We start from the raw sequence: 12,594 nt of genomic DNA, 5'->3' as shown, positions 1-12,594 counted from the left end.
CGCCTCAGGCTCGCGCATGTCCGTGCCCGTCGGGCTCGCTGGAGCAGGCACCGCAATCGGCGAAGTGGCCTGCGGTGCGGGGAGCACGTCGAGGTCGGCGCGGACGATGCGCCCGCCGGGGCCGCTGCCTGCGACGGTTGCGAGGTCGATGCCGCGTTCCTTGGCGATCTTCCGCACAAGCGGGGTTGCCGCCCGGCGTTCGGGGCGGGACTTCGACGGTGCTGCCGCCACCACAGTGGGCGCCTCCACCGGTTCCAGCTCCACGGCTTCGACGGTCTCTGGGTCGACAGGTGCCGACACCGGCGCGTCTGCCGGGGCGGGCACGGGTGCAGGTGCTTCGCTGCTGCCATCGTCCAGGCGTGCAATAGGGGTGCCGATGGCGACGTTTTCGCCTGCTTCGACCAGGATTTCCATGAGGATACCGGCCTCGTAGGCCTCCTGCTCCATCACAGCCTTGTCGGTCTCAATTTCTACGAGGACGTCGCCGGGAGCGACGGTATCGCCCGGCTTCTTGAGCCAGGCTGCGATAGCGCCCTCGGTCATCGTGTCCGAGAGGCGCGGCATGAGGATGTCGATCATGAGGGGTCCTTTCAGCGACGCCGTGCCACGGCGTCGAGCGTTTCTCGGATCGCGTTCACCGCGTCGTCGAGAGAGGGCAACGCGGCCAGTTCCAAGGACTTCGCGTAGGGCATCGGCACCTCGGCCATCGCGACGCGCCGAACGGGAGCGTCGAGCCAGTCGAATGCGCCGTCGGAGATGGTCGCGGCGATTTCCGCGCCGATCCCGTAGGTAAGCCAGTCGTCTTCGAGGATCACCGCGCAGCTGGTCTTCTTGACGGACTCGATGATCGTGTCTCGGTCGAGTGGGCGCAGGCTCATCAGGTCGATCACCTCGACATCGATACCTTCTGCCGCAAGGCGTTCCGCCGCCTGCACGGCGACGGTCGCCATGCGGGAGTACGACACGACGGTGATGTCCGTGCCGGGGCGTGCGATCTTCGCGCGTCCGATCTCCGCAGGCTGCACGTTGTCGGGTACTTCACCGGTCGTGTTATACAGGGCAAGGTTCTCGAGCACGAGCACCGGGTCGTCGTCGCGGATCGCGGCGAGCATGAGCGCTTTCGCGTCGGCCGGGGTCGACGGGGCGACGACCTTCATGCCGGGGACGAAGGCGTAGTACAGCTCGATGTTCTGCGAATGGGTCGCGCCGAGCTGCTGCCCGCCGCCACCGGGCGTGCGGATCACCATCGGCACGCGAGCCTGGCCGCCGAACATGCCGTAGATCTTGGCGGCGTGGTTGACGATCTGATCCAGGGCGAGGAGCGAGAAGTTGATCGTCATGATCTCCACGACGGGGCGCAGTCCCACCATCGCCGCACCGATCGCGGCCCCGGTGAAGCCCTCTTCTGCAATTGGAGTATCGCGAACCCGTCTGGGTCCGAACTCTTCGAGCATCCCGGCGGTGATCTTGTACGAGCCCTCGAACAGGCCGATCTCCTCACCGATGAGGAACACGTCCTCGTCGCGCAGCATCTCCTCACGGAGCGCATCGTGCAGGGCTTGACGGTAACTGATGACGCTCACGCGGACACCTCCGAAAGAACAGGGCGAGGCGCTGCGGGGTACAGCGCCTCACCGGGCAGGCGACGCGAATCGTTCGGCACCGGGGTCGCGTAGGTGTAGTCGAACAGGGTGGACACGTCCGGGTGCGGGCTCGCATCCGCGAACGCCACGGCATCGGCGACCGTCGACATGGCCTCGGCATCGACCTGCGCGATGAGGTCGTCGGTGAGAACGCCGTGTTCGTGCAGCCTCACGGCGTAGGCCGCGATGGGATCGGCCGCTTTCAGTGCTTCGGCTTCCTCGCGGCTGCGGTACCTCGCCGGGTCAACAACGGAGTGGCCTTTCATGCGGCCCGTCATCGTCTCCAGCAGGTACGGCTTGCCGTTGCGGGCGCTTGCGAGAGCGACCCGCATCGCTTCGTATACGGCCGCCGGATCGTTCCCGTCTACGCGCGCCGATGCCATCCGGTACGACGCTGCGCGCTTGTACAGCTCGGGTTCGGCCGAGGACTGCTCGACGGTGGTGCCCATGCCCAGACCGTTGTTGTTCACGACGTACACGATGGGGAGGTTCCAGAGGGCGGCGATGTTCAACGACTCGTGGAACGCGCCGATATTGGTCGTGCCATCGCCCATGAGGCAGACCACCGCCTCCGCGCCGCCCCGGTAGTCGATCGCGAGCGCGGTGCCGGTCGCAAGCGGCACCTGGCCGCCGACGATGCCGTAGCCACCCATGAAGCGCGCCTCGACATCGAACATGTGCATGGACCCGCCCCAGCCGCGCGAGACGCCATCCTGACGGCCATACAGTTCGGCCATCAGGCGGCCTGGTGCGATACCGCGCGCAAGGGCGTAGCCATGTTCACGGTAATTGGTGTAAAGATAGTCGCCCGCCTCAAGCGCGGCGGTGAGCCCCGCAACGGTTGCTTCCTCGCCGAGGTTCAGGTGGCAGTAGCCACCGACCTTCGCTTCGGTGTAGGCGCGGGCTGCGCGTTCCTCGAAGCGGCGCACCAGAACCATCTGGCGGTAGAAGGCGAGTTCTTGGGCCTCGGTCACGGATATGCCCGATGGTGGGCTCTGTTTCGTGGGGGTTCCGGCGGTGGCGCTGCGAGTAGACGCGCGAGCGACCTTTGGTTTCGTGGTGGACATGATGGGGGGTTCTCCTCTCGTCCGGAGATATGGCATCGGCAAGCGCGTGGTCCGCACAGGGATGCGGTGAAGCGGGCCGGCCTGGGAGATGTCGAGGTCGACCTATGTGAAATAATGACACGAACGTCGTATCATTATAAAGTGTTCTCAGCGAGACTGTCGATCCGGAAGGACCAGCGATGAGCGATCGTGCCGATCCCACACCCCGGAAGCGGGGGCGTCCCACCGCCGCGGAGCGCGCGCAGCGGTTGGACGACCTCTTGGATGCCGCGATCCGGCTCTTCGCCGCAAAAGGTCTCGCACAGGTCTCGATCGACGAGATCGCGGCGGAAGCGCGCGTGACCAAGCGCACCATCTACGCGCATTACGGCGATCGCAATGATGTGTTCCTCGCGAGCATTGAGCGTCTGCGCGACCGTACTGTCCAGCGTCCAGCCACAGGCGAAAGCCTGGAAGAACTCGCCGTCAACATCGTCATGGCGCTGCACTCCGATGAAGCCATCGGACTTCACCGACTCATGATCATCGAGGCTGCTCGGTTCCCCGAGCTCGCGAACCGGTTCTACCAGGAGGGTCCGCACGCATACATCCACGCGCTGAACGCCCTCCTTCCGGCACCCGACGAGGAACTGGCGGCGTCGCTGTTCTCGCTGCTACTGGGAGAACCGCATCGCCTGCGCCTTCTTGGGCTGCAAGCCGCCCCGGATGCCACTGCTGCGGCATCGCACGCGCTCGCGGCGCTGCGGCACCTGCACATCACGTCAGACGCGGAGGAAGAAGAACAATGACGACCAGAACGGTGGGGTTCATCGGCCTCGGGATCATGGGCGTGCCTATGGCGACCAATCTCGTGCGGGCCGGCTTCGACGTGGTCGTCTGGGCGCGCTCCGCCCCGGCGATGGACGAGGCGGTCTCGATAGGAGCACGTGCCGCGGACGACATCGCCGGGGTCTTCTCGGCGGCCGAGACGGTGGTCCTGATGCTCCGCGACGAGGCCGGCGTGGATGCCGTGCTCTCCCGCGGCACGGAGACGTTCGCGACGCTCGTGGCGGGGCACACGGTCGTGCAGATGGGGACCTTCACGACCGCGTTCTCGCGGACGCTCGCGGCGCAGATGAAAGCGGCCGGCGGGCGATACGTGGAAGCGCCGGTCTCGGGCTCCCGCGGCCCCGCGACCGAGGGCACCCTCGTCGCGATGCTGGCCGGCGACGCGTCGGCGATCGCCCATGTCGAACCGGTCGTCGACGCGATGTGCTCGCAGACGTTCCGCTGTGGCGAGATCCCCGCCGCGTTGTCGATGAAGCTGGCGGTGAACACGTTCCTGATCACGATGGTCACGGGCCTCGCGGAGACGTTCCACATCGCGGGGCGCATCGGTGCGGATCAGGACGTGTTGCGCGAGGTGCTCGCGGCGGGGCCGATGGCGTCTGTCGTGTCGCGGGGGAAGGCGCAGAAGCTCACCGGCGACGATCTGTCCGCGCAGGCGGCGATCGCGGATGTGCTCAAGAATGCGAAACTCGCCGAGGGCGCGGCCGAGGAGGCCGGGGCCGCGCATCCGCTGATCACGGCGAGCCGAGAGCTCTACGACGAAGCGGTTGAGATGGGAATGGGCGCGCTCGACATGATCGGCGTCATCGCAGCACACGATTCCCGCGCAGCCTCAATGTCGCAACATCGGTGACCGCGCCCGACACCGCAGATTCACGCAACAACTCAGATAACGAACACTCACACAAGTGACACGGGGTGCCCACAGGGCTGAGATCACACCCGTCGAACCTGATCTAGCTCGTACTAGCGAAGGGATGTCGCGCATGATGCGCACGCCAGAACAACTCAGCACATTCGCCATCGAGAAGCGGATGACCGCCGACGAGGGAACGTCGGACATACAGCGGATAACCAACGATGCTCCGCACCGCCCGGCGGCGATCTCATGAACCTAGATCTCTCCCTTTATCTGGTAACGGATGCCGGAACCGCGACGGCCGCCGGACACGATCTGGTCGAGCTGGTTCAGGCCGCGGCACAAAACGGCGTCACAGCCGTGCAAATCCGCGAGAAGCACGCACCCGCACGCGACTTCCTCGCGACGGTGCTCCGGGTCTCGGCTGCGATCCCGCAGCATGTAGCACTGATCATCAATGACCGCGTCGACGTGTTCCTCGCAGCTCGTGCCGCGGGTGTCCGTGTGACAGGTGTGCATGTCGGACAGTCCGACCTGCCCGTTGCGGCGGTGCGCAATCTCATCGGCGCTGACGCAGTCCTCGGACTGAGCGCGGCGACACCGGAACAGTTGGCATCGGCATCCGGTGTGGCCGACTACGTCGGCATCGGAGCGCTGCATCCCACGACTACCAAGAGCGACGCACCGGCCACGCTCGGACATGACAAGTTCGCGCGGCTCGTCGCGCTCAGCGAGCTGCCTGCGGTCGCCATCGGCGGCGTGAGAGCGTCCGATCTCGCACCACTGCGTCACGCAGGCGCGGCGGGCGCCGCAGTTGTCTCAGCTATCTGCGCGGCGACCGATCCAGCTCAGGCGGCGTCTCAGCTTCGCGCGACTTGGGATGCCGCGTGAACGACGATCAGCGAGTGCCACGCGTACTGAGCATCGCCGGCACCGACCCGACCGGCGGTGCTGGCATTCAAGGAGATCTGAAAAGCATCGCGGCGAACGGCGGCTATGGCATGGCGGTGGTCACCTCATTGGTCGCGCAGAACACCCTCGGCGTTCGCTCCATACACGTGCCGCCTGTCGCCTTCCTTGCCGAGCAGCTCAATGCTGTGTCCGATGATGTCGAGATCGATGCGGTGAAAATCGGAATGCTTACGAGAGCGGCCGTCATTCACACGGTCGCGGATTGGCTCGACCGTGTGAAACCACCGATCGTCGTGCTTGACCCGGTTATGGTCGCAACCAGCGGCGATCGACTGCTCGATCCACACGCGGAAGCTACGCTCCGCGAACTGATTTCACGAGCGGATCTCGTGACTCCGAATGTGCCGGAGCTGGCGATCATCGCCGACGAGCCTCCCGCTGAGACCTGGGAAGACGTTCTCGCGCAGGCGCGACGTGTCGCGCAACGCTACGGCGTGCGCGTCCTAGCAAAAGGTGGGCATCTAGACGGCCTCGATCTACCGGATGCTCTGGTCGACCCCGTGGGTGCCGAAGTCACGGTGACGGAGTTTCCTGGCGTGCGGATCAGGACAACGAACACGCACGGCACAGGATGCTCCCTCTCATCCGCCGTCGCGACCCTCATGGCAGCAACCGGAGATTGGGAGGTCGCCGTCGCAAGATCCAAGGCTTGGCTCTCCGAGAGTATCCGTCATGGCGCGCAGCTCAATGTCGGCTCCGGCAACGGCCCCGTCAGCCACTTCGCTGGCCTCTGGGCTCGAGGCGGTACCACGAGCGTTGCTACACCAGGCGATATCGAAGTCGCCTGGTGGGACGGTATCCAGGAGATCCGTGAGGACATCGACGCATTACCGTTCGTGCGCGCGCTGGGCGACGGGACGCTGGAACGCGACAGATTTCTCCGCTACATCGCGCAGGACGCTCATTATCTGCGTGCGTACGCTCGCGTGCTTGCCGAGGCGTCTCGACTCGCGCCGACATCGGCCGAGCAAACGTTCTGGGCGGAATGCGCGCAGTACTCGGCGATCAGCGAACTGAAACTGCACGAAAGCTGGCTCACGGACGAGAGCCTGCACATCGCGCAACCCGACGACGTAACCACGGCTTACCTCAATCACCTGTTCGAGACCGCGGCGCGCGGCGACTATCGCGTACTCGCCGCGGCGCTCCTACCGTGCTTCTGGATCTACCAGGACGTCGGCGAACGGCTGCACGCGCACTCGCATCCTCAGCATCCTTACCAGTCATGGCTCGACACCTACGCTGATCCTGCTTTCGCCGCCTCCGTCCGTAGCGCACTCGACATCACGACGAGGCTCGCGGCGGCTTCTGACCAGATGACGCAACATGAGATGTGGAGCGCTTTCCGGATCTCCGCAGCACACGAGCTCAGCTTCTTTACTGTGCCGGGTAGCGATGAACATTTCGTGCACAATGGCCCAACGTCACGACTGTCCGCTGACGCAGCGAATGGCGTGGATCACCGCGAGAAAGAGTCCCAAGAATGACAAGCGAAGACCGTGCCCTGTTACCCGTTCTGGACTTTCTGCAACGCCAGCTTGCCGGGACCCTGCATTCCGAGGAGCACACTCATCTCAAGTATCCGACTGCGATATCGCGGCTGCTTGATCTACAGCTTCTCGCGGTGTCAGAACGCTCCGCACGAATCGGACTCCTCGCGGATGTGGACAAACATGGCAACCAGCAAGGAACGATCCACGGCGGAACCTTGTGCGAACTGGCCGATGCCGCCATCGGTACCGCACATTCCACCATCATCGGAATCGATGAGTCGTTCACGAGCCTCGATCTGAATGCGCGATTCCTGCGGCCAGCTTGGTCCGGAAAGCTTTTCGCCGACGCGCACTGCACGCACGCGGGGCGAACCATCAGCCAATACATCTGCGAGATCACCCGAGACGATGGCAAGCCGATCGCCACGGTTACGAGCGCAGTTCTCACCCTGAGAGGAGAGGCCGCACGCGGCAGGTAAGTATCTGGATCGGTTGGTTAAGCCCCACAAATCTGCAGCGCGGACGGGTCAATATGTGCTGAGGGACGGCACTTTGGCGAACGCCCGTACCGGGGAGGTGCCGAAGTGCCCGACCTTGAGCGGGACGGCGGTGAAGGCGGCGCCGGTGGCCGGCAGGGCCGCGAGGCCTGTGAGGTGCTCGACGATGTGGATGCCGGCGGCGAGCAGGATGGTGTGCGCCGGACGCTCGCCGCCGGCCTCGGCTGAGGTGTCGTCGATGTTGATCGAGTCGATCCCGACCAGCCTGACGCCCTGCTCGGCCAGGTAGTCCACGCCGTCTTCCCGTAGGAACGGTGCGTGCTCCTGGTATTCGGGCGTGCCGAAGTGGCGGTCCCATCCGGTGTGCAGCAGCACGGCTTTGCCGCGAACGTCTCGGTCGTAGAAGACCGAGGCCGGGATGCCCCGCTCGGTCGCGTCGGTGAGATGGAAGACCTCGGCGGGAAGGTCCACGACGCTGTCGAGCTCGACCGCAGACAGGTCGGAGCCGTCTTCGTAGCGGTGGAACGGAGTGTCGAAGTAGGTGCCGGTGTTACCCGGCAACGAGATGACGTCCAGGGCGAACGTCGTCCCCGGCGCGTATCGCTGCACGGAGTCCTCACGGCTCAGGTGGGACGTGATGACCGGCGACGGCACGCCCGGTAGCGTGACGAGACCTTCGCGAATGGTGTGGCTGAGATCGACGAGACGGTGGTGCGTGTCGAGAGGCAGCGGCGACCGATCGTTCATACCGCGGCTGCCCTTGTGCTGCTCCGCCACGATCTCGAACCGGTCGAAGCGGACGTCTCCGACGAGCGCCAGCCCGAGGTGCTGCACCAGCAGCCTCGCCACGTCCTCTTCGGAGAGGTTCTGATCCGGGACGTCGAGCCGGAACCCCTCCGCGGAGAGGCTGCCGCCGTTCACGAAAGAGACCCGGACGTCGAAGACGGCGCGATAGTCATGCATAGTATGTTGATCCTTTCCACGAAGCGCTCGGGTCTTCGATCTCAACGACGTCAGGCAGACAGCATCTCAGCGGTTGTCACGACCGTGCAGTATTCACCGTCCATGTTCGCAAGCGACATGGCGTGGACGTCATCTGCGGTGCGCACGGCACCATTCCAATCGATTCTTCCCCAGGTGAATGTCGCGTCTGATACCAGGAACGTGTCGTAGCCGAGGTTGCCAGCCATGCGAACCGTGGCCTCTACCGAGTTGTTCGTCGCGACACCGACAATGACGAGCGAGCGGTAGCCGCACTCGGTGAGTCGTTCGTGAAGGTCGGTGCCGATGAACGCGCTGTTGGTTGTCTTGCGGATGACTGGCTCGCCGGCATTCGGCATTACCTCGGGTTTGAACTCGTTGCCATACTGTCCTGGCCGATAGTGAGAAGCCGGCTCCGACGAGTCATGTCGTACGTGCCAGACCGGCCAGCCTCGTTCACGCCAATGCTCCAATAAGAGCGCGGTGTTCGTTTCCGCCGCAGTGTTGTTGCGTCCGCCCCAGGACGGCTTTGCGTCAACGCTATCTGCCTGGATCAAATCGGCCGCTTTCTGCAGATCGATCAGCAAAAGCACCGCGACTTCGCCGGGCTTGTGACCTTGAGAAAGCTGAGCCTGCGACAGCAGGCCCGTTTTGGAAGACGATTGCACTGTCACAGCGTCACCACCGAGATCTCGACGAAGAGTGCGAAAGTCATAGCGAAGCGAAGCCGTCACGCCAGCTCGGAAAGCACAGCTCCAGCCCCTGGGCATGAGCACGGGCGTTGCTCACAGGACGGCCGATATCGCCGCCGATCTCCGGAGCAGGGCGAGACGCACCGATTGCTGATGCAAAGACAGGTACCCAAGCGGAGCCTGCGGCGGGCTCATCATCGACGACATTCCAGATGCCCGCCGGCCAGGTCAGCGCCTGGAGCGTCGCTTCTGCGGCATCCTCGACATGCACGAATGACGTCACGTTGTCGGTGGCGGCAAGCTTTCCCGCGCGCGCAGCGTCCGCCCAGCGTCCGTCCTGGGCATACCAAGTGCCGGGTCCATAGAGCTGCCCGAACCGGAGGATAAGGCCTTCACGTATCTCCTGCACGCTGTTCTCCAGAGCGAGCACGCCACGGATCGTCGTGCTTCTCGGCTCGGGTGCGTCGAGGTCGAGCGGGGAGTCCTCCGTGGCCGGGTCGGTCCCGGACGGGTGTACCCAGGAGATGCTCTCAGCGATAAGCCGGTTTACTCCTGCTGCTCGGGAGGCCAGAATCAGGTTCCGGGTGCCGTCTGTCCGGATGCGCGCGTTGCTCGCCGAATCCCCGGACGCCAGATCGGTGAGCAGATGCACGACGACATCAGGATGAGCCTCAGCGACCACCCGCATCAGACCGTCACGGTCGAATGCATCAGCCAGTACCGGAGTGGCGCCGAGGCTCTGAACGGTTCCGGCCCCACGACGCGAGCGGGTCATGCCGATAACCTCATGTCCTGCGGCCAGAGCCCGCCGAGTGAATGCACGGCCAAGTACGCCGGATGCGCCGGCTACGAAGATCCTCATGATTTCTGCTTCCTGTTGTCTCGTAGATTTCGCGCCGGCTTGACCGCGCATTCTCTCGGGGCCTTAGAACCCGACGACCGTGGCGCCTTCGAGGGTGTAGCGGAGGAAGACATCGCGAGCGACGGCGAGCGTGAGGCCGCGCTCCAGGAGTTCGGTCTCGGCGCCGTCGGCGCGTGCCGCGTTGACGCACGCACCGACGGGAACTCCCGCGGCAATGAGCTCGTCGATCTGGGCATTGAACTTCCGGTCCGTGTCGGTTTCGCTGCGGCCGAGGCGGCGTTGGGCAGCTCCGAAGACGAACACCTCAACTTCGACATCGTTCTGTGCGGCCACTTCGGCTACGCGCCTCGGGAGCCTGCTGCCGGTGAGCAGGGAATCCTCGTCGTCGTGAAAGATGTGTGCGACGGTCTTCATCGTGTTACCGCTTCCTGTGCTTCTGTATTGCTATCGGTGGCCACCGTGTTCGCCGCTCGGATGACGGCGGCGAGCGTGGCGGTGAGGGTCGAGCGATCGCGTCCCGCGGTCCAAGCCGTACCGGTGGCGGTGCGGTGTTCGACCAGCGTGAGGGCCTCGGCGTCGGCCCCGGAGCGCATGGAACTCTGGTGGAGCGACAGGATGTCGACGGGGATGCTCTGCGCTCGGAGGCCGTCAACGAGGGCTTCGACCGGCCCCACGCCGTCATGGCTCGAACGGTGTTCGACACCGGCGATCTGGATAGCGACCTCCGTTTTGGCGGCCGCCTCATTGACCTGCAGCTCCGACAGGCGCACGGCACCGCCGTCGGGCAGGTACGCGGAGGCGAAGATGCTCCAGATGTCTGACGCGGTGACCTCGTCTCCGGTGGCGTCGGTGTGCCGCTGCACGTGGTGGGAGAAGTCGATCTGCAGGCGCCTCGGCAGTTCGATGCCGTATTCGGTTTCGAGCAGGTAGGCGATGCCTCCCTTTCCGGACTGGGAATTGACGCGGATGACTGCGTCGTAGCTACGACCGATGTCGGCGGGATCGATGGGCAGGTACGGGACCCGCCAGGCGATCTCGCGCTCGCCGCGTCCTTCAGCGATCGCGCGGGCTCGGTGCTCGGCGAAGCCCTTCTTGATGGCGTCTTGGTGCGTGCCGCTGAACGCGGTGTGCACGAGGTCCCCGACATAGGGGTGTCGCGGATGCACGTCGAGGCGGTTGCAGTATTCGACGGTGCGACGGATCTCATCGATGTCGGAGAAGTCGATCATCGGGTCGATCCCTTGCGCGTGCAGGTTCAGCGCGAGGGTGGCGATATCGACGTTGCCCGTGCGCTCTCCGTTGCCGAAGATGCATCCCTCCACGCGCTGGGCACCGGCGAGCACCGCCAGTTCGGCGCAGGCGATTCCGGTGCCGCGGTCGTTGTGCGGGTGCACGGAGAGGATCACGCCGTCGCGCCGGGCGAGGTTGCGGTGCATGTACTCGATCTGGTCGGCATACACGTTCGGGGTCGCGATCTCGACCGTCGCGGGCAGGTTCAGGATCACGGGGCGCTCGGGCCGCGCGTCCCACAGCTCGGTCATCGCGTCGCAGATCTCGATGACGTACTCGGGCTCGGTCAGGTTGAACACCTCCGGCGAGAACTCGAACCGCACGTTCGGCAGGTGCCCGGCGAGTTCCATCACGTCCCGGCCTCCGGCGAGGATCAGCTCTCGCAGCTCGTCACGGTCCTTGCCGAGCACGGTGTCGCGCCACATCGGCGCGGTTGCCGTGTACATGTGGATGACGACCTCATTGCGGATGCCGTGAATCGACTCGACGGTCCGCTCGATCAGATCGCGGCGGGCGGGGGTGAACACGACGATCGTGACGTCTTCGGGCGCGATGTCGGTGTCGGCGATCAGCCGCACGAAGTCGTAGTCGGTCTGGGAGGCGGAGGGGTATCCGACTTCGATCTCCGTGTAGCCCATCCTCACCATCAGCTCGAAGAACCGGCGCTTGCGCGCGGGATCCATCGGCTCGGCGAGGGCCTGGTTGCCGTCGCGCAGATCGACGGGAACCCACAGCGGCGCCGCCGTGATCCGGTTCGTCGGCCAGCGCCGGTCGGCGTCGGCCAAGGGCACGTCGACGCGAGAATACGCGTCGCTGTAGCGGTGCGACGGCATGCCGGAGGGGCGCTGCCGGTTCCAGGCGGGAGTGGTTGTGGTGGTCATGTCGTTGTTCCTTCTGGGGTCTGGAGAGATGCAGACCGGCGCAACGTTCGACTCCACGACGGGGAGCCGGTCTGGCTACGCCCCGCCGTGGCGGCGAAGAAGAAGGAAAGCGATGAACACGGGTAAAATGTACCACAAGTCCTCAGACAAGTAGAGGAGATGGAGTGATGCAGGTAAGGCGGGTGCCCCTGGCCGAGCTCGCGGCGGGCGCGCTTCTCGAGCGGATACAGTCGGGCGAGTGGAGCCTGGGCGCGAAACTGCCCGGCGAGACGACTCTCGCGCCGCAACTCGGCGTCGGACGCTCGACCGTGCGAGAGGCGATTCGCCTCCTCGCCGGACGGGGGATCCTCGATGCGCGTCAGGGATCCGGCGTGTACCTCATGGCTCTGGATGTGGCCGAGGAATGGGAACAGGTGCTCCGACGAGCCGACATCGTCGCGGTGATTGAGGCGCGAACCGCGATCGAGGTCGAGGCAGCGATGCTCGCGGCCCAGCGACGCACACCAGCCGACCTCCGTGCGATCCGACG

15 protein-coding genes and 1 riboswitch are annotated in these 12,594 nt (G+C 65.1%); of the genes, 7 read left to right on the top strand and 8 right to left on the bottom strand.

Annotated features, from left to right (window positions below):
* The 3 genes from BGN97_RS04940 to pdhA all read right to left on the bottom strand — a co-directional run.
* Window positions 1-579: biotin/lipoyl-containing protein (locus BGN97_RS04940; protein WP_292698528.1), on the bottom strand; the 579-nt coding region annotated here is incomplete at its 3' end.
* Between the two features lie 11 nt (window positions 580-590).
* On the bottom strand, window positions 591-1,583 hold the full coding sequence (locus tag BGN97_RS04935) for an alpha-ketoacid dehydrogenase subunit beta (protein ID WP_292698526.1): 993 nt from the start codon (window positions 1,581-1,583) through the stop codon (window positions 591-593).
* Window positions 1,580-2,617 (bottom strand): pyruvate dehydrogenase (acetyl-transferring) E1 component subunit alpha, encoded by a 1,038-nt coding sequence (gene pdhA / locus BGN97_RS04930; RefSeq protein ID WP_292698524.1) that lies wholly within the window; start codon window positions 2,615-2,617, stop codon window positions 1,580-1,582. Before pdhA ends, BGN97_RS04935 begins: the two co-directional genes overlap by 4 nt.
* Before the next feature lie 272 nt (window positions 2,618-2,889).
* On the opposite strand from pdhA, the gene BGN97_RS04925 reads away from it, so the two are divergent.
* From BGN97_RS04925 to BGN97_RS04900, 6 genes are all read left to right on the top strand, one after another.
* Window positions 2,890-3,498 (top strand): TetR/AcrR family transcriptional regulator, encoded by a 609-nt coding sequence (locus BGN97_RS04925; protein WP_292698522.1) that lies wholly within the window; start codon window positions 2,890-2,892, stop codon window positions 3,496-3,498.
* Window positions 3,495-4,391, top strand: a complete 897-nt coding sequence (locus BGN97_RS04920; protein ID WP_292698519.1) for an NAD(P)-dependent oxidoreductase — start codon at window positions 3,495-3,497, stop codon at window positions 4,389-4,391. The genes BGN97_RS04925 and BGN97_RS04920 overlap by 4 nt, the downstream gene beginning before the upstream one ends.
* Before the next feature lie 51 nt (window positions 4,392-4,442).
* A riboswitch (TPP riboswitch) is annotated at window positions 4,443-4,533 on the top strand.
* A complete protein-coding gene (locus BGN97_RS04915; RefSeq protein ID WP_292698518.1) occupies window positions 4,516-4,650 on the top strand; it encodes a hypothetical protein in 135 nt (44 codons plus the stop codon). (Overlaps the previous riboswitch by 18 nt.)
* Window positions 4,647-5,288, top strand: a complete 642-nt coding sequence (thiE, locus tag BGN97_RS04910; protein WP_292698517.1) for a thiamine phosphate synthase — start codon at window positions 4,647-4,649, stop codon at window positions 5,286-5,288. The genes BGN97_RS04915 and thiE overlap by 4 nt, the downstream gene beginning before the upstream one ends.
* Window positions 5,285-6,856 carry a bifunctional hydroxymethylpyrimidine kinase/phosphomethylpyrimidine kinase gene (thiD, locus tag BGN97_RS04905; protein WP_292698516.1) on the top strand — a complete coding sequence of 524 codons (1,572 nt, stop codon included), beginning with the start codon at window positions 5,285-5,287 and terminating at the stop codon, window positions 6,854-6,856. The genes thiE and thiD overlap by 4 nt, the downstream gene beginning before the upstream one ends.
* Window positions 6,853-7,341 (top strand): PaaI family thioesterase, encoded by a 489-nt coding sequence (locus tag BGN97_RS04900; RefSeq protein ID WP_292698514.1) that lies wholly within the window; start codon window positions 6,853-6,855, stop codon window positions 7,339-7,341. The genes thiD and BGN97_RS04900 overlap by 4 nt, the downstream gene beginning before the upstream one ends.
* 48 nt (window positions 7,342-7,389) lie before the next feature.
* Here BGN97_RS04900 and BGN97_RS04895 read toward each other — a convergent pair whose 3' ends face one another.
* From BGN97_RS04895 to BGN97_RS04875, 5 genes are all read right to left on the bottom strand, one after another.
* Window positions 7,390-8,322, bottom strand: a complete 933-nt coding sequence (locus tag BGN97_RS04895) for a cyclase family protein (RefSeq protein WP_292698512.1) — start codon at window positions 8,320-8,322, stop codon at window positions 7,390-7,392.
* A gap of 50 nt (window positions 8,323-8,372) precedes the next feature.
* Window positions 8,373-9,008 (bottom strand): cysteine hydrolase family protein, encoded by a 636-nt coding sequence (locus BGN97_RS04890; protein ID WP_292698510.1) that lies wholly within the window; start codon window positions 9,006-9,008, stop codon window positions 8,373-8,375.
* A 43-nt stretch (window positions 9,009-9,051) separates the two neighbouring features.
* A complete protein-coding gene (locus BGN97_RS04885) occupies window positions 9,052-9,894 on the bottom strand; it encodes an NAD(P)-dependent oxidoreductase (RefSeq protein WP_292698509.1) in 843 nt (280 codons plus the stop codon).
* A 63-nt stretch (window positions 9,895-9,957) separates the two neighbouring features.
* Window positions 9,958-10,308 (bottom strand): DsrE family protein, encoded by a 351-nt coding sequence (locus BGN97_RS04880; RefSeq protein ID WP_292698508.1) that lies wholly within the window; start codon window positions 10,306-10,308, stop codon window positions 9,958-9,960.
* Window positions 10,305-12,065, bottom strand: a complete 1,761-nt coding sequence (locus BGN97_RS04875) for a 2-isopropylmalate synthase (RefSeq protein WP_292698507.1) — start codon at window positions 12,063-12,065, stop codon at window positions 10,305-10,307. The genes BGN97_RS04880 and BGN97_RS04875 overlap by 4 nt, the downstream gene beginning before the upstream one ends.
* A 164-nt stretch (window positions 12,066-12,229) precedes the next feature.
* Here BGN97_RS04875 and BGN97_RS04870 point away from each other — a divergent pair.
* A partial coding sequence (locus BGN97_RS04870) for a GntR family transcriptional regulator (RefSeq protein ID WP_292698604.1) occupies window positions 12,230-12,594 on the top strand: 365 nt, incomplete at its 3' end.

Source organism: Microbacterium sp. 69-10 (assembly GCF_001897945.1).
Taxonomy (GTDB): domain Bacteria; phylum Actinomycetota; class Actinomycetes; order Actinomycetales; family Microbacteriaceae; genus Microbacterium.
This window is presented reverse-complemented; position numbering and strand designations above follow the sequence as displayed.